The organism is Yersinia artesiana (assembly GCF_902726545.1).
Taxonomy (GTDB): domain Bacteria; phylum Pseudomonadota; class Gammaproteobacteria; order Enterobacterales; family Enterobacteriaceae; genus Yersinia; species Yersinia artesiana.
The window spans coordinates 1-20,188 of record NZ_CACVAD010000053.1; the positions used below are offsets into that span (position 1 = coordinate 1).

The window sequence follows — 20,188 nt, forward strand, 5'->3', positions numbered from 1 at the left end:
ACGTAATGTAAGGGTTATTGGGTTTTTAGTTTGCGATATTTGTTAATTATGAATATTACAATAATTATTTGTTACAGTTCTCGCATATATCAATCTGAGCAATATTCATAGGAGTAATCAATAAGGTTTATGCGGGTCTCTATTGATATAACGACACATTGGAGCATACGTGAAGTCGCGTCATCCGATGGTTGCCGTTGGGCAATCCTTAATACGGGTGGTATATGCCGGTGATAACATCTTGCGTTTCATCTGCCATTCTTGATTAATCCCTTGCCCGACAAAGGCGATTTTACTTTTACCAGACTGATTAATTTTGTCGATAACCGCCATTAATTGTTCACTGTTGATGCGCGGTTTGCTTTCATCAAACAGCCCCAATTGCGCGATCCCTTGACTTGAAAACTCCCCTAATACAATCCCTGCTTTCAGATAACGATGACCGGGCCGCCAAATAACCGTTAGACATTTAAGGGCGGCGGCAATAATGTCCCGCGAATCCAGCGTCGGGAAGGTGAGGTGGGTGCTGGCATTATTACTGTAATATATCTCGTTTGGTGCGAAGGGACTGGTTTTGATAAATGTCGAGACATGGCGGCAATATTGATGTTCTTTGCGCAGTTTTTCTGCGGCTTTCTCGGCATAACTACAAACCGCTTCGTGCATGTTTTGATATTCGGTAATTCGCTCACTAAATGATCGTGAGCAGATGATTTGTTGTTTTGTGGGCGCAAATTCGGCAATGGTCAAACACGCTTCCCCACGCAGCTCTCTGACTGTTCGCTCCAGCACGACGCCGAAATGTTTACGGATAAGAGGAGGGCTGACTTCTGATAATTGCAGGGCGGTAGTTATCCCCATCATTTCAAGTTTTTTCGCAGTACTATTCCCCACGCCCCAAACTTCGGCGACAGGCATCAGTGCTAATAATTTGCGTTGGCGCACCGGGTTGGATAAATCAACCACTCCTCCCGTTTTATGCCATAATTTGGCGGCATGGTTTGCCAGTTTGGCTAAGGTTTTGCTGGGAGCAATGCCTACGCCAACCTGTAAACCGGTCAATTTTCGTATCTGATCACGTACATATTGACCAAACTCCTCCAGCGCAATGGAATGCTGGACACCTTTTAGATTGAGAAATGCTTCATCGATTGAGTAAATCTCAATTCCTGGGGCCAGTTGTTCGAGGACAGTCATCACTCGTGCGGACATGTCACTGTAGAGCGCATAATTACTGCTGAATGCGGTAACCCCATGCTGTCGTATAAGCTGTTGAATTTTATAATATGGTGCGCCCATTGGGATACCTGCTACTTTCGCCTCCCGGCTACGGGCAATGACGCATCCATCATTATTAGATAGCACCACGACTGGGCGGCCATATAAATCTGGGCGAAACACAGTTTCACAACTGGCATAGAAAGAGTTCACATCAACTAAGGCAAACATTATCTTAACTTGTTGATACAAAATGTAATAACGCCAAAAATGACCAATTCCTCATCTCCCTCACACAGTATTAGCGGTGGAGTGCTGGCATTCAGCGTTTCAAGACGGGGAGTGGGCTGTAAGTAAAGGCGTTTAATACTGAATTCCCCGCCAATGGTGACGACCACAATATCCTCGTGCTTTACTTGTAAACTGCGATCTATCACTAATAGTGCACCATGACGGATGCCCGCTTCGACTAAAGAATCACCTTCGGCAGTCATAAAAAAAGTGGCGGCAGGATGCGCAATACAGTGCTCATTAATATCGATTCTCTTTTCAATATAGTCTTGTGCAGCATTGCCAAACGCACTCATAAATCCTCCGAAACGCATGAACAAGAGGCAAAGATGACTTGCCACTAACCACTGTTTATTTGTACAGTATATGGCAAGGGCAGAGTGCAGCAAAGCCCTGAAGTGTCTTTTTTATTCAGTCTGTTGATTTGTAAGAAGAGAAAGTTAATGGCGAGAGGAACTTGAGGAAACAGTGGTCGAGCAATCGGGCAGTTAATGAGAGGATGTTGATAACCTTTAATTATATTTAATAGCCAAATAATTGCTTGTGCATATATGTATCGTTCACTAATTCCTCTATTGTGAACCCTTTAGTACCGTCTATGACAAATACATTCTCTGCCTAATCAGGGGGCTGCACCACTGTGCGCCAGTCCGTAGCTATCGACATTGTTATCTATATCAAGGATTAAAAATGAAATTAGAAACATTATCTATTCATGCCGGCTATTCACCCGACCCAACCACCAAGGCTGTCGCTGTCCCTATTTATCAGACTTCTTCTTTTGCCTTTGATGATACCCAGCATGGTGCTGATTTATTTGATTTAAAAGTTGCGGGCAATATCTATTCACGAATCATGAACCCTACCAATGATGTGTTAGAACAACGGGTTGCAGCCCTGGAAGGGGGGATTGCCGCACTGGCGGTGGCATCAGGTATGGCGGCTATTACCTACGCTATCCAGACCATTGCCGAAACCGGGGATAATATTGTATCAGTAGCGAAGCTGTATGGTGGAACTTACAACCTGCTGGCCCATACTTTGCCACGTTATGGGATAGAAACCCGCTTTGCCGATCATGATGATATTGACGCTTTAGAAGCCTTGATTGATGACCGAACCAAAGCGGTTTTCTGTGAATCAATAGGCAACCCGGCAGGCAATATTGTTGATTTGCAAAAACTGGCAGATGCTGCCCATCGGCATGGTGTGCCGCTGATTGTTGATAATACGGTCGCGACACCTATTCTCTGTCGGCCATTTGAGCATGGTGCCGATATCGTGGTTCATTCATTAACTAAATACATTGGCGGTCATGGTTCCAGTATTGGTGGGATCGTGGTGGATTCTGGCCAGTTTCCTTGGGCACAATATCCGCAGCGTTTTGCTCAATTGAATACCCCCGATCCGTCTTACCACGGCGTAACTTATACCGAGCAATTCGGTGCGGCAGCCTATATTGGTCGTTGCCGGGTCGTACCTCTGAGAAATACCGGTGCGGCGCTGTCGCCATTCAATGCATTCCTGATTTTGCAGGGGCTGGAAACCCTGGCTTTGCGTATGGAGCGCCATACTGAAAATGCGCTGAAAGTTGCACATTATCTGAAAAATCATCCTCAAGTCAGTTGGGTTAAGTATGCCGGTTTACCCGATCATCCCGAACATGAGTTAGCCCAGCGCTATTTTGGCGGTAAACCCGCCGCGATACTATCATTCGGCATCCATGGAGGTCAGGCTGCGGGGGGGCGATTTATTGATGCACTGAATTTGATCGTTCGGTTGGTGAATATCGGTGATGCTAAGTCATTGGCGTGCCATCCAGCCTCAACAACCCACCGCCAGCTCAATGATGAGGAGCTGATCAAAGCGGGTGTGCCGCGGGATATGGTGAGGTTGTCGATTGGTATCGAACATATTGATGACATCCTCAATGATCTTGCTCAAGCATTGGATGCGGCTAAATCTTAAGGTAAAAGCAGAGTATGACCGGTAGCTTTAGGGTTACCGGTCAATAAGATAGCAACAGTGTTAATGTGCAGTCAGTGTTGCAGCAATCACTTTGGCATAAGGCGTGGTTGGGCGACCAATAAGTTTGCTCAATGTATGGCTATCATCAAATAGCCCACCTTTAGCGGCACCCGCATCAGAGTCAGCTAACAAACTCGCAAAACCCTCGGGTAAACCGGCTCCGATCAATGCTTGCTTGAAGTCAGCTTCAGACAAATTTTTGTATACCACGGGTTTACCCGATTGGCGGGCAATTTCTGCCGAGAACTCTGCCAATGTATAGCTGTCATCACCCGCTAATTCATACACTTTACCGGCTTGATTTTCTTGAGTTAACACTTCGGCAGCGGCTTGCGCATAATCTTCACGAGTGGCAGAGGCGATACGTCCGTCACCAACTGCGCCGATAAATGCGCCGTGAGCCAGGGCGGGTGCAATACTTGCGGCGTAGTTCTCGGTGTACCAGCCGTTTCGCAACAGCACCACCGGCAGACCTGATTCACGCAACAGTGCTTCGGTGGCGCGGTGTTCTTCACCTAATCCCAGGGGGCTTTTATCGGCATGTAGCAAACTGGTATAAGCCAACAATTTAACGCCAGCATGTTTGGCGGCATTAATGACGGCTGTATGTTGGGCAATACGTTGTCCTACTTCACTTGATGAGATTAACAACAGCTTATCAACGCCTTGGAATGCGGCTTCCAGTGTAGAGGGTTGGCTATAATCTGCTTTACGTACCTGAATGCCTAATGCGGCCAGATCACTGGCTTTTTCAGGGCTGCGGACTGCGGCAATAATTTCATTTGCAGGGACTTTTTTAAGTAATGCATTGATAACAAAGCGGCCTAGTTGGCCTGTAGCACCGGTTACTGCGATCATTATGACGCTCCAAATAGTGTTGGACGATGGCGAGTTATTTTTTAGGAAGCAATTTTCGCTAAAAACTCGCCCTTAAGATCATCATATGCAATATACTAACTTTAAGTAAGTACGTACAAAAAGGTTAGTATGAAAATAATAGAGTCGCAAAATTTAACGAGCGCTATTTCATTTCCCGAGCAAGTCCGGCGGGGTGAGTTACTCAATGTAAATTGCCCATCAAGGGAAGTGCTCAAGCGCGTGACCAGTCGTTGGGGGGTGTTGGTACTTATTGCTTTGAGTAATGAAACCTTGCGTTTTAGTGCTTTGAGAAGAAAGATTGGCGGTGTCAGTGAAAAAATGCTGGCGCAAACGCTACAAAACCTCGAGGAAGACGGGTTTGTTGACCGTATTGCCTATCCGGTCGTACCGCCTCATGTGGAATATCAACTGACCCCATTGGGAAAAGAAGTTCAGGAGCAAGTCGAAGGGTTGGCGGTCTGGCTTGAGGAAAACTTGCACCGGATTATGGAAAAACGACAACAGCGGGCTGCTTCATAACCTGTCGATACACAAAAATAGCCATAGCATGACCATGGCTACTTGATTTCTTTTATATCAAATCATTACAGCGTTTTTAATGCTTCAACTGACTCGATAGCCATGGAGGGAACAAACTCAGTCACACTATAATCAGCCACTGCATTAAACGGATCTTCTGCCAATATTTTATCTAACTCTTCACGAGCGATACTTTTCGCCAAAATAATGCCACCGGTACGCGGTACTTTACGACCTGAGGCGATAAACACGCCTTGCGCATAATACTTTTTCAGCCAGTCTTTATGGCTTTCAGTCAGTGCTTCTACGACGTCGATAGGTTGATGGTAAGTCAGGCTGACAACAAACATACGGGACTCCTTCTGGGCGTTATCTATTGAAGAAAAATGTGTATTCAATATAACGCCTTGGCGCAGGAGAGGCATCCCCAAAATGATAATGTTCTTTAATAGCTAAATTTTGCATATTGAAAGCAATAATGCTTATTTCATTTATTGTTTGGTTCAGCGTTTACTCTTAAATCAGCAGTTCTACTCGGTTTACTCAATAACGTGGAGGCAATAATGGCTAAGATTACTGCATGGTTTACCGGACTTTCCTGGTGGCAGCCTGCTTTTGTATCCGAGGGTGATGCCAGTGTATCTCAAGCTGATGGCGCGCATTTGCTGGAAACAATAAATGCCATTGGCGGGCTATATGGAATTGAATTTAGATTGTAGTCGGAAAGCAGATGAACCGCGGGCTGCGCCTTGGTGTAGTAACAATTTATATGGAGAATGGGCGGTCAATGTGCCCCATGGCGCGTATTTGCTGCGTGTTCAATCTGCAAAACTTGGGCAGGCGGAACCTGCCCGTCTGTTTCTCGTTACAAGGTGACTCCACTTTTGAAAATGGCGAGTTCGCGAAAATCATTCACTTCATTGCGCGCCGGTTGACCATTAGCAATGGCGACAATCAAGTCGATAAACGTTGAAAGTAACTCATCCATATTGGTCCCATGAATCAGTTTGCCTGCATCGAAATCAATCCAATGGGGTTTCTGAGTTGCCAGTTCACTGTTGGTCGCCAGTTTTACGGTAGGGACAAAACCGCCATACGGTGTGCCTCGGCCGGTACTGAATAACACCATATGACAGCCTGCACCAGCCAGTGCGCTGGTAGCCACTGCATCATTACCGGGAGCGCTCAGTAAATTTAAGCCTGGTGTTTTCAGTCTCTCGGCATATTTCAGCACATCAACCACCTGACTTTGCCCCGCTTTTTGGGTACATCCCAGTGATTTTTCTTCCAATGTTGTGATACCGCCAGCTTTGTTCCCCGGCGAGGGGTTTTCATAAATCGGCTGGTGGTGGTCAATGAAGTATTGCTTGAAATCATTGATCATACTCACCGTCTTATCAAAGGTGGTGATATCGCGACAGCGGCTCATCAAAATGCGTTCTGCACCAAACATTTCCGGGACTTCAGTTAGCACTGATGTCCCGCCATGGGCGATAACATAGTCAGAGAAACGACCCAATAATGGGTTGGCCGTGATTCCGGATAATCCATCAGAGCCGCCGCATTCCAGCCCAAACTTTAGTTCACTGATTTTCCCCCCGACGCGCTTATCATGGCGCATAACCTCATACAACATCTGAAGCTGCTCCAGGCCAGCCGCTACTTCGTCTCCCTGTTGTTGGCAAATCATAAATTTCACCCGCTGCTCATCAACCGGGCCAAGGGTTTCGCGAAAAGCATCAACCTGATTGTTTTCACACCCCAAGCCAATAACCAGCACTGCGCCAGCGTTAGGATGTCGTACCATATTTTGCAGCATGGTGCGTGTGTTTTGATGATCATCGCCCAGTTGTGAGCAACCAAACGGATGACTAAAAAGATAGACGCCATCAATGCCGGGTGCATCATGAGTTGCCTGCAAGAAACGTTGCTGGATCTGGCGAGCAATACCATTGACGCAACCTACCGTTGGGATAATCCATAATTCATTACGGATCCCGACATCTCCGGTGGTTCGTCGGTAAATCTGTACTTCACGTTCAGGCATTTGTGGCGGCAATATGCCGGGTTCTGGCTGATAACTGTAGTGATCTAAATCGTTAAGATTGGTTTTAGTATTTTGCGAGTGTATATGTTCACCTACTGCAATATCACTAAGTGCATGACCAATAGGCAGACCATACTTGATGATATTTTGCCCGCGCCGCAGCGGCTGTATGGCAAATTTATGCCCACGACTCACTGCTTGTGGCAAGCTGATGAAATCCCCAAGGATATCAAGCTGCTCACCCGCTTCCAGCGAACTCAGCGCGACAGCGACATTATCCAGTGGATGTATTTTTATGGTTTTTTGCATATATATTAGCTTCTGTATGACAAGCCTTAGCTGTATGCGGTTAAAGCTGCCCGCATCCCCACACGATCAATGGTCTGCAATTGTTCGGTAATCTGGTCTGTCAAATTGGGGATTTGATTAAGCTCTTGCCCCCAATGGGTACTGTCGGCCAATACCAATTGCACCAGATCTTGCATCGGCAATATCCCCGCCTCGACATCCTGCCAAAGTGCTGAAAAACAAGTTAACCAGTGATCATCGTCTTGTAATGGATAACTGACGTCATCACGTTTCCCGCGATAAAACATTAGTAATGCAGCAAAGGCGAAAGTCAGCCGTGGCGGTAGAACGCCATTTTTGCGTTGACTGGCAAGCAATTGTGGCAAAATCCGTGTGCGAAATTTGGTCATTCCATTAAGAGCAATCGACAATAACTGGTGTTTAATAAAAGGGTTACGGAAACGACTTAGTACAGCTTGTGCAAAGGTCTGTAGCTCATCAGGCGGCAAATCTAATACCGGAATGATTTCTTGATTGATGAGCTGTGCGACAAATTCACTGATTTGTGGGTCCGCCATGGCTTCGCCGACGGTATTTAATCCGGCAAGATAGGCGACGGGGACCAACGCGGTGTGAGCACCATTCAAAATAGCGACTTTGCGCTCTTTATACGGCTTAATATCATCAACGATGCGAATATTCAGCGGATACTTATCCAGACATAATTCCTGGGCTAATGATTGTGGCCCTTGAATAACAAACAGATAAAAGTGTTCTGCGGTATCGAGGAAAGCATCGTGATAGCCCAGTTCGGACTCCAGCAGCGGTACTTCGTCACGGGGGTAACCTGTTACGATACGATCGACCAACGTTGAACAAAAAGTATTATGCTGTATCAGCCATTGGCTGAAAGCATCACCTAATTGCCATTGTTGTGCATAGCGTAGCACCAGCTCTTGTAGTGCCGCGCCGTTATAGTCAATCAGTTCGCAAGGCAGAAGTACCCAACCCTTATCCGCCGCACCAGAAAAATGTTGAAAACGCTCATACATCAGGCGAGTCAATTTCGCCGGATAGCTGGCAGGGGGGGCGTCGCTAAACTTATCATCTGCCAAATAACTGATGCCCGCCTCAGTGGTGTTAGAGAAAACCCAGCGAATATTTTCATCACGGGCGAGAGCCAGATAGCTCTCGAAATCTTGATAAATATTGATTTCACGATTAACGGTGCGAATGATTCGTGCGTCGCTGACTTTTTCACCTTTCCCATTCAGGCCGCGAATAATGGTGGTGTATAAACCATCCTGGGTGTTAAGTGATGGCGGGAAATCGCTGTTAATCGGGCGAACGATGACGACTCCGGCATCAAGGCTGGTATGTTCATTGAGCAAGTCCAATTGCCAATCAACAAAAGCACGCAGGAAGTTACCCTCACCAAATTGAATAACCTTATCAGGGTGATGACGGCCAGGAAAATCACGACGATTTAACGTTAACATAGAGCTATATCCTTACAATGTGTGATATCAGAACCGAATAACGCCTTTGATAAGATCTTTATTCTTCACAACCTGCTGTTCATAAACATCTGCCAATGTAGTGAATTCAAAGCGATGAGTGAGGATCATATCCGCTGATAACTTTCCTGCGGCCATCAATTTCCCCACTTTGGCAAAGTCCTCATAAGTGGCATTTCGGCTGCCCATCATGGTGGTTTCTTTTTTATGGAAGTCAGGATCTGGGAAACTAAGATCTCCCTTAAACAGGCCGACAAACACGATGCTGCCGCCATGACGGATAAAGTTGACTGTGTTATTCATAGCTCGTTGATTACCGGTGGCATCAATCACTTTCAATGGCAACATATCGGAGAATTGCTGGCGCAACTGTGATTCAAACTCCGTATCACTTGGGTCTAATGCGCGGATATCCAACAGATTTTCCACATGATTACGGCGCTGCATACTGGTATCAGCCATCACTACATGAGCACCATCGGCTTGTGCAATTGCGGCAACTCCCAGCCCAATTGGGCCAGCACCAACTACCAATACATGTTCACCGGGATGAATATCTGCGCGACGCACTGCATGGGCGCTGATAGCGAAAGGTTCAATCAGTGCCGCAGAAACGGGATCCACATCGTCAACCGGTAATAAATTACTGGCGGGGACAGATAAATACTCACTAAATCCGCCATCCTGATGGACACCAATAACTGAAATATTCTCACAACAGTTTGTTTTACCGCTCAAGCAAGAGTTGCAGTGATGACAAGCAACATAAGGAATAACAGCAACACGCTGCCCAGCATGCATATTATGAACGTTATCTCCTAACCCTATTATTTCCCCACAAATTTCATGACCTAATACCCGTGGATAACTAAAAAAGGGTTGTTGACCTGCCCATGCATGTATATCTGTACCGCAAATACCAACATTTAAAACTTTTATTAAAGCTTCGTCAGCTTTAGGTGTTGGCAATGCACGTTGCTGATAAACCAACTTGGTTGGTTCTTCACAAAGTAATATTTTCATCGTATTTATATTTTTCATAACGGGGCCTCTTGATTGGTGGACTCTTTTATTAAATAAAAAAACACCCCGTGGATGAATCAATACTGTTATTTGTGAACTAGTGCTGACTATTCAGCTTTAAATTAGTTTTAAATGAATAAAAAACCATAGGAGTCATAATGAGTAGAACCCAAAACCTTCGCCATAATGTGATTAATCAGGTCATCGATGGGATAAGTAAGGGGCATATTTTGTCGCCATTACCCTCCCAGGCGGCGCTGGCAGAAATGTATAACATCAGTCGTACGACCGTGAATCACACATTGAATTATTTGCATGAATGTGGTGTGTTGGAAAAAGTGAATAGCAATTATCTGATTGTGCGTGAACCAAATGAAATGGATGGGTTTGATAGTGTCAGTCAGCCGATTGAAGAGCAAACCAGAATTTTTGAACGTGCATTCTTCCATATGATTAATCAGCGAAAATTACGTGCAGGTGATAATTTCTCAGAGTTGCAACTGGCACGAGAAGCCATGGTCAGCCCGATTGTGGTGCGCGAATTTTTGTTACGTTTTTGCCGTTACAATCTGATTGAGAGTATTCGCCGAGGACAGTGGCGAATGAAGAAGTTCGATAAAAACTATGCTGAGAAATTATTTGAATTAAGGGAAATGCTTGAAACTCATGCGCTTAATCGCTTTATGAATCTTCCCGCCGATGACGAGCGCTGGTTAAAAGCCAAAGAGCTATTGGGGCGTCATCGACAATTGCGTGAAACGATAGGTGATAACTACCGCACCTTTTCACAGCTTGACCAGGACTTTCATACGCTCATTCTGTCTGCGGCTGAAAACCCCTTTTTCAATCAATCCCTGGAAATTATATCAGTTATATTTCACTTTCATTATCAATGGGATGAGGCTGATTTAAAACAGAGAAATATTATTGCCACCGAAGAACATATGGCCATATTAAGTGCCTTGATTTGCCGAAATGACCTCAATGCAATGCGTGAATTACGCCAACATTTGGATACGGCAAAGCAGTCAATGATGCATTCGATTAGCCAGTATACAGATTGAATGTGTTTTCAAAATCAGCAGAGCAGTGAGCAGGAATAGACAGATGCATATTTTCAACCAACTGATATTAATAGTTATTTAAGGTTGTACTGTATTTTATTGTCGATTTTAAGCTCATTAAAAGCGGATAAAAAGCACGTTAAAAGCAGATTAAAAACAGCAAAATAGTAGATGCCGCACGAATTTGCCATAAAAAACATGAAGTGGATATTTATCCCACTATCCTCAAAATCAGTTGATAGACATGAGTTATTACCGAAAGTGAGAAGGAGAATTAAATGGCATCTCGAATATAGTAGCGAGAGGGTATTATAAAAAAATAAGTTACCGTATGAACTTATTATTAATAACATTAATATTGTAATGACCTTTTGTTATGTAAATAGAAAGGTACAGTACAAGATTAATAATGTATCCAAAGTGTGTTTATGAATTAACTTCACGAAGGGCAGTAAAGATACCCGGTATACCTATCGATAAATTAGCCTGCCAGGGAATATTTTTCGATACAAGTACATCTTTAATGTATTGACAGCATGTAATGACTGTTTTTTAAACCGAGGAATAAGATGAAAAGCAAAATAATTAATATTGAAGTCAAAGATATTCGCTTTCCTACTTCTAAAAATCTGGATGGCTCTGATGCGATGAATGCTATATCGGATTATTCTGCTACCTATGTCACATTAAGAACGGATGCCAATGATGATTTGGTGGGTAATGGTCTGACTTTCACTATTGGCCGTGGTAATGAGCTTTGCGTGCAGGCGGTAAAATCATTGTCTGCGTTGTTTATTCAAGACCGCTATCTGGAAGATATTACCGCTAATTTTGGTCGCTATTGGCATGAATTGGTGGCGGGGGATTGCCAGCTACGTTGGGTCGGTCCGGAAAAAGGGGTTATCCACCTGGCGACTGCGGCGATCATTAATGCTATTTGGGATCTGTGGGCCAAAAAAGAAGGTAAACCCGTATGGAAACTACTGGCAGATATGTCGCCAGAGCAATTGGTTAATTGTGTTGATTTCACTTACCTGAGTGATGTGTTGACACCGGAAGAAGCGATTACGATGTTGCGCAAAGTCTCCACTACCAAAGCCCAGCGCGAGGAAGAAATGCTGCGCGATGGTTTCCCTGGATATACCACTGCCGCCGGATGGCTAGGCTATTCGGAAGAAAAAATGCGAACGTTAGCACGGCAAGCTGTTGCCGATGGCTGGACGCATTTGAAGCAAAAAGTGGGCGCTGATATTGAGCAAGATATCCGTCGTGCCACTATTTTGCGCGAAGAGTTAGGCTGGGATTACAAATTAATGATGGATGCCAATCAAATTTGGGATGTTGATCAGGCGGTGGAAAACATGCGCCGATTGGCAGCATTTGATCCTTGGTGGATTGAGGAGCCGACCAGTCCGGATGATATTTTAGGTCATGCTGCTATTCGCCAACGAATCGCGCCGATTGGTGTCGCAACCGGGGAGCATGCACATAACCGGGTGATGTTCAAACAGATGTTTCAGGCAGGTAGTCTTGATTTTTGTCAATTAGACCCAGCCCGACTGGGTGGGTTGAATGAAGTATTAGCAGTATTGTTATTGGCCGCCAAATTTAATATTCCTGTTTGTCCACACGGCGGTGGTGTTGGTTTATGCCAATATTCACAGAATATTGTTTTATTCGATTATATCGCGGTATCAGCATCACTGGATAAAAGGGTGCTGGAATATGTTGACCACTTACATGAAAACTTTATTGAGCCAATAATGATTAATCGTGGTCGCTATATGCCGCCAAAATTACCGGGGTATAGCGTCACGATGAAAGAAGAGTCGCTGGCACGATTTGAGTATCCCCATGGTGAAGAATGGCGTAGCTAACAAAAATATGCCTTTTATAATAATCTGTTTTTATAACAATCTGCTTTTATAACTATATGTATTTTATAACCGCATGTTTTTTATAACAATAAGTTTATTTTATAAAAGGCCGCTTTGCCATCATATAATGATTGAGGAGTGGGCAAATGTCACCAAGCGATAAAAGCGAACTGCTATCGTTAGCGATAAAAAAATCAGTCAGAAGATTATTACCCTTTCTGGCAATGATGTATATCATGGCCTATCTGGATCGGGCTAATATCGGTTTTGCGAAAGATACTTTTCAGTTGGATACTGGATTAAGTAATGCGGCATATGCTTTTGGTGCGGGTATATTTTTTATTGGTTATGCCATCTTTGAAGTGCCCAGTAATATATTTATGTTTAAATATGGTGCGCGTATTTGGCTGGCGCGGATTATGGTTACCTGGGGGGCAATTTCATCCCTCATGATGTTTGTTAATTCAGAAGTCAGTTTCTACGTATTACGTTTTTTATTAGGCGCGTGTGAAGCAGGCTTTATGCCCGGCGTCATGCTGTATCTGACATTCTGGTTCCCGATTAATGTGCGCGCCAAAGTGGCTGGTTTCTTCTGGTTTGGGCCACCACTGGCATTTATTCTGGGCGGGCCTTTGTCGGGTGGTTTGTTATCCATGCACGGCGCGTTTGGTTTGCACGGTTGGCAAATTATGTTCCTGATTACGGGGTTATTGACAATATTGGTCGGTATTTGGGCTTATTTCTATCTTGATGATCGGCCTTCAGATGAGCGCTGTACCTGGCTCACCCAACAGGAGCGTGATGTGTTGTGTGAAACCATGAATGCAGAAGAGCACGACAAATTGAGTCATGGGCCTAAGAGTATCTTGCAAGCATTATTAGATCCGAAAGTTATCTTTCTGTGCCTGATTGCTTTCACTATCCAGGTTGGCTCTTACGGGATTGCATTCTTCCTGCCAACGCAAGTAGCGAATATTTTAGGAACCAAGGTTGGATTCCTGGTTGGGGTGGTGACCGGTATCCCATGGCTGTGTGCATTAATTGCGGCTTACTATATTCCGCATTTTTCCACCGTGATTCGGGAACGCCGCTGGGTTGCTTCATTGACCTTATTTGCGGGAGCGGCAGGGGTTGCTGGCTCAGCAATGTTAGCAGGAACACCATTATTAGCTTTCATTGCTTTGTGTATCGGTTGCGCAGGTTTATTGGCGGTACAACCGATATTCTGGACATTTCCTACTGGCTATTTAGGCGGTGCGGCAGCAGCATCCGGTATTGCTTTGATTAACTCGCTGGCCAATCTGGGTGGGTTTGTTGCTCCGAATATTCGGGTCTGGGCAGAAAGCACTTTTAACTCTTCAGTTGCAGGTTTGTATCTATTGGGGGCCATTGCTTTAGTTGGTTCGGTCATGATATTGGCCGTTTACCGACTCGGTATTGGTAAACAAGAAGAACGACATAATGTCACCCCTGTAGGTAATAGCCAGCAAGCATCACAGTTATAACGATTTACTTATAAAGATGAAATGCACCTCAGAATTTGGGGTGCATTTTGCGTTGCTGTCCGATATTTATTGAACTGCAATGGGGTTATCTCAGTGATGGTCGCTTAAACCAGGATTGCACCATACGCGGCCTGGAGAACATCACAAAATTACCTAATAGGATGAGTAGTAAACCGATAATGGCGCTCAGGTGCCAGTGATAGCCTTCATAGAAAGTTGAAATCGTGAGTGCCACCAGAGGAAATAACAATGTGCTGTAAGCTGCACTACTGGCTCCGATACGACCAACCAAACTGAAATAAACAGAGAAAGCAATAATAGAGCCGAATATGGCCAGATACAGTAATGAACCAAGATAACGGGGGGTGAGTTCAATAGTGAAAGAGTAACGTCGAATCAGATTGAAAAGCCCCATCAGCACTGCGCCATAAGCCATGGCATAAGCATTGGTTGACAGAACATCCAACCCGCGGCGCTGATGACGGCTGCTTATCATACTGCCCAGTGAGAAGCTGTAAGTTCCTAACAGATTCAGGCCGATTCCCTTTAGCAGTTCCGGCGCGATTCGAGTCGCGGTGAGATCCTGCCAGAATAAAGCGATAATACCTGTCATGCCAAAAATGCTGGCAAGGAGCAGATTAGGACTGAGACGTTGGCGAAAGAAAATCATGCCATTGATCGCGTTAAACAGCACCGCCATGGAAAAAATAACCGATTCCAGACCGCTACTAATATAAGCTGCCGCATGATAAAAACAGTAAAAGTTGAAGGCAAAAACGCAAAATCCCTGAGCTATGCAAAATAGGTGATCATTTAGAGCGAGATGGCGCAAGCGGCGGGCGAGGAGTAATACAAATATCATAATACTGGCGGCCAAAGCGAATCGATAAAATATCGACACCGTGACAGCAACATTCCCTTGTTGTTGCAGAGCAATCGCAATCCACGTCGTTCCCCAAATTATTACAATCGACAAATAAAGTAGCACGTTCATGGTTATTTCTCGTCACTTCTGAAAACATTAGTCTCTACTTGCCAGGCTGCGGGCGCTTTCAATAAGTTGCGGCAAGTTGCAAAACCTTGCGCATTTTTGCGATAAATAACTAGGAAATAGGGTTTACGTCATAGCAAGCCATTACACTTATTTCATCAGTTTTTCCTCAGAAATTTAGCGTCATGTCACAACAATATCAAGCCTTTGCAACCCTTAGAAAACATAAAGCCCACTTGCATGATTGCGTGTCACTCGGCTCAGGTATTCCATTAGCGGCTTGGTCTAATCGCGATGACTGCATTACGTAGGAAAGTCCGGATCATCACACCTTGAGTTTGTATGTTGCCGATGGTTATGAGTGTTATCACAAAACCCAAACAGGGTGGAAAAAATGGCGGGGGACCGAATCATTTTGCCTTATGCCAAAGGGCGGTTTATCGCGTTGGGATGCGGGAGACGATTTGTCGTTTGTGCATTTGTATTGCACCGATAACCATCTGCACCAATTGGCAGAACAGTGCTGGGGGGTAGCCCTTGCGCGATTCAGGATGATGAGCGTACTTTCGCTGAAGATCCACAAATAACCCTGCGGTATCGTCAGTTTTTGTTGAATTATTTTAGTTCTGCCAGCACCTTAGACATTGCTTTAAAACACTGATGGGCTAACCCCATCAATATTGAGGCAATACCAGTCGTAGATTTGATTGATACTACAGTGGGCAACTCAAATCTCCTTCTGGACAATTAAGAAATGATTTTAGTTGTGCGGTGCGCTCTTCGGTTTTATGGGTCAAGCAAGCAGAAATAATCATCGGATGTACTGAACCGCCCTCGGTGGCTGATGACTGGAAAGTACAGTCAGCATCACGGTATTTTATCCAGGTCAGTTGCGCGCTTTTTAATAATGCCCTCTGGGCTACTGTTGTTTTGGCGAGAAGATCTTTGTAAGTACGATTAAGTTCGGCATCGGCCTTTTTATAATCTGAATTTGCACATTGATTCATATCCTGTTGTGTTACTGCATTTTTACAATCAACAGCCAGAGCTTGACTGAGTGGTAGTATCAGTAATATGGTCAATATTATTCTCTTTTTTCGCATGATAACTCCCTAATAATAGCCAAAAATAAAGATAGCCCCACAAAGGTGAGGCTTAGTATCATATTACATTTATTGTTTAGCTGCTGCCATAACGTCTTTTTTCATATCAGTTATTTTTTTATCCGGTGATTTTTTACATATATCAATAAACTTGGGGGTATATACAGTGTCTATTTCGTGAAAATCTACGGAATCCCCTTTCTTATACTGAGTGTCCTCATTGAGAACCCAGAACGCTACCGGTGTCATGCTTTTAGGATTAAGATCAAGAAATTCTTTGCAGGTCATATCGCTCGGTGTTGTTGAAGAGGCGAATGCTGTTGTTACTGTTGTGAGTAGAAACGCGACGATAGCTATGTTAGGTAATGATTTATATAACATGATTATTTCCTTTTCGGTCTGTTATCATTTACGGAGTATTATTGATAGATAATGGTGAGATTTTTCTCGTTATTTAGCATGGGCTATAAAATTATATCTTGCCAGGTTTGTGTATGAATTAATTTTGTAGAGGAAATTGAAGGTGAATAGTGATTAACGTATTATATCTTATGGTTAAATGAGGTTAATAATTAAAAGCAGATAAACAAAGCTACTCTGCTTTTAATTTATCTGCTGTGACGAATGATATCTATACTGATAAAAGTAGGCTTTCAGTATTATGGCTTCTTACTGCCTTGCGGCGGCGGGCATGCATGTTTGCCATCATGAGGGGGTTGGCCTTTGGATGTATGACTATTATGGTCTTTGGGCGGTGGCAATGGGCGGCCATTCTTATCTTTAGGCGGTTCAGGAGGGCGTTTACAGTTTTCATCCGATGGTGTTTGTATCCCTTTATGTACCGGGGGGGCCGCATAGCTGGTCGCCGTATTGAATAATAATACGCTGGACATACATATCATGAGTAACGTCTTCATTCTCGCTCCAATTGTTCAACATAAATCGTTGTGACTATAGCGGATTGATGTCTCAGTTTTCTTTGCGGGATTTGTAATGATTCTATCAAGTTAAATGTCATTACTTATCTAAATAAGTGGCGTTATTATGGGTCTACACCTGGCCATTATCCCGTGTTACAATTCAATATGTTATTATTAATGGTGTTAAGTAAATTAATGATGTTTTTATTTTACGCACTAAATAATAGGTGATTTATCTGTATGTCTTTACTTTCTTTTTATCATGACTGCCTGGATTTTATTTCCAGAAAAGTATCTGGTAATCACCTAAAAGGTGAGCCAGTGAAGAGAGAGAATGGGGAGAGTGAATTATCTACTCTTCAGTTGGATGTGCTGTTGAATGCTGAAAAGCAAGTTGCTATTATTACAACCGACTTAGATAATCGCATTGCGATATATAATGTAGGTGCAGAGCGGATGTTCGGTTATTCTAAAAGTGATGTTCTGGGTAAGCCTATTTCCGAGATATTACATATTCCTGAAAAGGGTGAAACCCAAATCGAACTGGATTATTTATTACTTAATCGACGTGAAGCCAGTGAATGGTGCTATCAACGCAAAGATGGGTCACGATTCTGGGGCGCGCTGAGTATTCATGAAATAACATCTGAAAATGACAGCATAGTTGGTTATATCAGTGTGATTGCGGACGTCTCAGAGAGAAAAGCCTTATTGATTGAGTTGGAAAAAAGTAAGCAGATGCTGGATAGGTTAACTAAAAACCTGCCTGCGATGATTTATGCATATTATTTAAATACCGAGGGGGATTCTTATTTCAGCTATTGTAGTGAGGGGATCACAAAAATATTTGACCTCTCACCTGCCGATGTTTTGCATGTTCCCCAAGAGAAAAACCCGTTGTTTAGCCGTATTCATGCGGACGATATGGATATGCTCAAACAGAAGGTTATCTTATCTCAACAGAATTTATCGGTCTGGAGTTGTGATTTCCGGGTGGATCTGCCGGGGAAAGGGATACATTGGCTGCATGGTGAGTCTTTCCCGACCCGCCAGGATGACGGTTCGGTTATTTGGTATGGCTCGTTTTTTGATATTACAGAACTTAAACAGTCTGAATCTATCTTAAAAGCATTGTCACAAACAGATGTGTTAACGGGGGTGGCTAATCGCCGTCATTTTGATGATATCTATCAACGCATCTGGCAACAAAAGCAAACTGAAGGTGGGACACTATCTATTTTGATGATTGATTTTGACAATTTTAAAAGTTTTAACGATCTCTATGGGCATGCCATGGGGGATGTTTGTCTGAAGTCCATTGTTGAAACGTTATCAAAATCTATTCGTGGCGGTTCAGATATTTTAGCTCGTTATGGTGGTGAGGAGTTTATTGTTTTGCTCGCACCTGGCACATTGTCAGATGCAAAAGCAGTTGCCGAGCGCATGCGCCATTCTATTGAAGAGCTGGATATCCCCCACGGCATGTCACCCCATGGGCGAGTCACCATTAGTGTGGGGGTGGCATCAGTTGCTGATCCAGGTGAACACCTTACTGCGACGGATTTGTCTACGGCAGCGGATAAAGCGCTGTATCGCGCGAAAGCCGCAGGGAAAAACCGGGTTGAAACAGTGGCACTGAGTTAATCTGTTGTGAGAATGTCGGTAGTCGCGTAGCCACTTTGGTGGTTTTTATATCTGTTACCTTGAGCGGAGCCGAAGTGGCTCGACATCGTGAATTAATCTGGTGATTGTGTCCAGAACTCGGGGAGAAGAGAGCATTATTATATCGCCGCTGACCCGTAGGAATAACTCCAGGCTCACATTGGGTATCACGAGTAAGTGACGGCTATTTTTTAGTATACATGCAAAAAATAATAACTGACAAATACCGCAAATTTTAAACAGTTTGTAAGTTAATCGTATCTTAAGGGGGCAGGGTAATTCAACGACGTTGCGCCATATTCTACTCACCCCCTTATTTCGTACTGTAATGCTATCACTGATTAATAAGGGTCCTGAGCTTCACGCAGGCGTTCTTGTTCTTCAGCGATGACTGCTTGGATCTCCTCCAGTACACCCTCAACATCGGCAGCTTGAGTGCTTTCAGCAAATTCACCGGTTAATGGGGTTTCAGGATGTAATTTACCATCCTCGTAGAGTGCCCACATCTCTTTGGCATATTTAGTGCCAAGCAATTCAGGGGCATATTGACCATAATAATGTGTCATATTCGCCACATCGCGCTCCAACATGGCCTTAGCATGGTTATTCGCTGCCGCATTAACGGCTTGCGGTAAATCGATAATCACCGGGCCGTCTTTATCGATTAAGACATTAAACTCCGATAAATCACCATGAACCAAGCCTGCGCACAGCATGCGTACGACATAGCGGATCATTATTGCATGGTCAATCAGGGCTTGTTCTTTGCTAAACGGGACATCACTGAGCCGAGGTGCGGCGAGGCCGTCTTCATCGGTGACCAGTTCCATTAGCAGCACCCCATCAAGGCAGGCATAGGGTTGTGGCACGCGAACATCAGCATTGGCTAACAGGTACAATGCATCCACCTCGGCGGTTTGCCAGGTTTCTTCTTGCTGCTTACGACCAAACTTAGATCCCTTCGCCATGGCACGCGCGTCGCGGCTATTACGTACCTTGCGGCCTTCCTGATACTGAACCGCTTGTTTAAAATTGCGGTTCTCTGCTTCTTTGTAAACTTTAGCGCAGCGAATATCCTGCCCACAACGGACAACATAGACATCTGCTTCTTTGCCACTTTTTAAACGACGGATGACTTCGTCAACCAAGCCGTCATCAACCAGCGGTTGGATTCGTTTTGGAATTTTCATGGCGTCCTTGTACCCTATTTAAGCCCGCGATGGAATGGCTTAGGATGAATTTTCCTCCAGTTTACC

The 20,188-nt window shown here is 44.3% G+C and carries 19 protein-coding genes and 1 pseudogene; 8 read left to right on the forward strand and 12 right to left on the reverse strand.

The window, feature by feature from the left end; all coding sequences use genetic code 11:
* Positions 1 to 180: 180 nt before the first annotated feature.
* Positions 181 to 1,449 carry a translesion error-prone DNA polymerase V subunit UmuC gene (gene umuC, locus HU019_RS16315; RefSeq protein WP_174847412.1) on the reverse strand — a complete coding sequence of 423 codons (1,269 nt, stop codon included), beginning with the start codon at positions 1,447 to 1,449 and terminating at the stop codon, positions 181 to 183.
* Positions 1,449 to 1,805 carry a translesion error-prone DNA polymerase V autoproteolytic subunit gene (gene umuD, locus HU019_RS16320; protein ID WP_174847413.1) on the reverse strand — a complete coding sequence of 119 codons (357 nt, stop codon included), beginning with the start codon at positions 1,803 to 1,805 and terminating at the stop codon, positions 1,449 to 1,451. Before umuD ends, umuC begins: the two co-directional genes overlap by 1 nt.
* Before the next feature lie 394 nt (positions 1,806 to 2,199).
* Here umuD and HU019_RS16325 point away from each other — a divergent pair, with 394 nt between their 5' ends.
* Complete coding sequence (locus HU019_RS16325) at positions 2,200 to 3,477, forward strand: bifunctional O-acetylhomoserine aminocarboxypropyltransferase/cysteine synthase (protein WP_174847414.1); 1,278 nt, start codon at positions 2,200 to 2,202, stop codon at positions 3,475 to 3,477.
* Between the two features lie 60 nt (positions 3,478 to 3,537).
* Here the strand turns inward: HU019_RS16325 and HU019_RS16330 are convergent, their stop codons facing one another.
* Complete coding sequence (locus HU019_RS16330; RefSeq protein WP_174847415.1) at positions 3,538 to 4,395, reverse strand: SDR family oxidoreductase; 858 nt, start codon at positions 4,393 to 4,395, stop codon at positions 3,538 to 3,540.
* A gap of 129 nt (positions 4,396 to 4,524) precedes the next feature.
* Between HU019_RS16330 and HU019_RS16335 the strand changes: the two genes are divergently transcribed.
* A complete protein-coding gene (locus HU019_RS16335) occupies positions 4,525 to 4,935 on the forward strand; it encodes a winged helix-turn-helix transcriptional regulator (protein ID WP_174847416.1) in 411 nt (136 codons plus the stop codon).
* A 65-nt stretch (positions 4,936 to 5,000) separates the two neighbouring features.
* On the opposite strand, the gene HU019_RS16340 is transcribed toward HU019_RS16335, so the two are convergent.
* Positions 5,001 to 5,285, reverse strand: coding sequence for a YciI family protein (locus tag HU019_RS16340; RefSeq protein ID WP_174847417.1), 285 nt, complete (start codon positions 5,283 to 5,285; stop codon positions 5,001 to 5,003).
* Between the two features lie 213 nt (positions 5,286 to 5,498).
* On the opposite strand from HU019_RS16340, the gene HU019_RS16345 reads away from it, so the two are divergent.
* Complete coding sequence (locus HU019_RS16345; protein ID WP_174847418.1) at positions 5,499 to 5,654, forward strand: hypothetical protein; 156 nt, start codon at positions 5,499 to 5,501, stop codon at positions 5,652 to 5,654.
* A 146-nt stretch (positions 5,655 to 5,800) separates the two neighbouring features.
* On the opposite strand, the gene HU019_RS16350 is transcribed toward HU019_RS16345, so the two are convergent.
* The 3 genes from HU019_RS16350 to HU019_RS16360 are packed head-to-tail and all read right to left on the reverse strand — an operon-like array spanning position 5,801 to position 9,819.
* Positions 5,801 to 7,291: a UxaA family hydrolase gene (locus HU019_RS16350; protein WP_174847419.1), complete on the reverse strand. Its 1,491-nt coding sequence runs from the start codon at positions 7,289 to 7,291 to the stop codon at positions 5,801 to 5,803.
* Positions 7,292 to 7,317: 26 nt separating this feature from the next.
* Positions 7,318 to 8,769, reverse strand: coding sequence for a tagaturonate reductase (locus HU019_RS16355; RefSeq protein WP_174847420.1), 1,452 nt, complete (start codon positions 8,767 to 8,769; stop codon positions 7,318 to 7,320).
* A gap of 27 nt (positions 8,770 to 8,796) precedes the next feature.
* Positions 8,797 to 9,819 carry a zinc-binding alcohol dehydrogenase family protein gene (locus HU019_RS16360; protein WP_174847611.1) on the reverse strand — a complete coding sequence of 341 codons (1,023 nt, stop codon included), beginning with the start codon at positions 9,817 to 9,819 and terminating at the stop codon, positions 8,797 to 8,799.
* 149 nt (positions 9,820 to 9,968) lie between these two features.
* Here HU019_RS16360 and HU019_RS16365 point away from each other — a divergent pair, with 149 nt between their 5' ends.
* From HU019_RS16365 to HU019_RS16375, 3 genes are all read left to right on the forward strand, one after another.
* Positions 9,969 to 10,874: a GntR family transcriptional regulator gene (locus HU019_RS16365; RefSeq protein WP_174847421.1), complete on the forward strand. Its 906-nt coding sequence runs from the start codon at positions 9,969 to 9,971 to the stop codon at positions 10,872 to 10,874.
* Between the two features lie 569 nt (positions 10,875 to 11,443).
* Positions 11,444 to 12,751, forward strand: coding sequence for an enolase C-terminal domain-like protein (locus HU019_RS16370; protein WP_174847422.1), 1,308 nt, complete (start codon positions 11,444 to 11,446; stop codon positions 12,749 to 12,751).
* 146 nt (positions 12,752 to 12,897) lie between these two features.
* Positions 12,898 to 14,256 carry an MFS transporter gene (locus HU019_RS16375; protein ID WP_174847423.1) on the forward strand — a complete coding sequence of 453 codons (1,359 nt, stop codon included), beginning with the start codon at positions 12,898 to 12,900 and terminating at the stop codon, positions 14,254 to 14,256.
* 85 nt (positions 14,257 to 14,341) lie between these two features.
* On the opposite strand, the gene HU019_RS16380 is transcribed toward HU019_RS16375, so the two are convergent.
* Entirely contained in the window at positions 14,342 to 15,250 is a 909-nt protein-coding gene (locus HU019_RS16380) for a DMT family transporter (protein WP_174847424.1), read from the reverse strand.
* A gap of 182 nt (positions 15,251 to 15,432) precedes the next feature.
* Between HU019_RS16380 and HU019_RS20345 the strand changes: the two are divergent.
* Positions 15,433 to 15,863 (forward strand): annotated as a pseudogene (locus tag HU019_RS20345) (AraC family transcriptional regulator); the annotation flags it as partial.
* A gap of 97 nt (positions 15,864 to 15,960) precedes the next feature.
* Here HU019_RS20345 and HU019_RS16385 read toward each other — a convergent pair.
* The 3 genes from HU019_RS16385 to HU019_RS16395 all read right to left on the reverse strand — a co-directional run bounded on the left by HU019_RS16385 (position 15,961) and on the right by HU019_RS16395 (position 17,267).
* Positions 15,961 to 16,350: a lysozyme inhibitor LprI family protein gene (locus HU019_RS16385; RefSeq protein ID WP_174847425.1), complete on the reverse strand. Its 390-nt coding sequence runs from the start codon at positions 16,348 to 16,350 to the stop codon at positions 15,961 to 15,963.
* A gap of 69 nt (positions 16,351 to 16,419) precedes the next feature.
* Positions 16,420 to 16,731: an acid-activated periplasmic chaperone HdeB gene (hdeB, locus tag HU019_RS16390; RefSeq protein WP_174847426.1), complete on the reverse strand. Its 312-nt coding sequence runs from the start codon at positions 16,729 to 16,731 to the stop codon at positions 16,420 to 16,422.
* Between the two features lie 278 nt (positions 16,732 to 17,009).
* Positions 17,010 to 17,267 (reverse strand): hypothetical protein, encoded by a 258-nt coding sequence (locus tag HU019_RS16395; RefSeq protein ID WP_174847427.1) that lies wholly within the window; start codon positions 17,265 to 17,267, stop codon positions 17,010 to 17,012.
* Positions 17,268 to 17,510: 243 nt separating this feature from the next.
* Between HU019_RS16395 and HU019_RS16400 the strand changes: the two genes are divergently transcribed.
* The gene (locus HU019_RS16400) at positions 17,511 to 18,914 is read left to right on the forward strand and encodes a sensor domain-containing diguanylate cyclase (protein WP_174847428.1); all 1,404 of its coding nucleotides are present in this window, start codon (positions 17,511 to 17,513) and stop codon (positions 18,912 to 18,914) included.
* Positions 18,915 to 19,273: 359 nt separating this feature from the next.
* On the opposite strand, the gene HU019_RS16405 is transcribed toward HU019_RS16400, so the two are convergent.
* Positions 19,274 to 20,122: a PA4780 family RIO1-like protein kinase gene (locus HU019_RS16405; RefSeq protein ID WP_174847429.1), complete on the reverse strand. Its 849-nt coding sequence runs from the start codon at positions 20,120 to 20,122 to the stop codon at positions 19,274 to 19,276.
* Between the last annotated feature and the right edge of the window lie 66 nt (positions 20,123 to 20,188).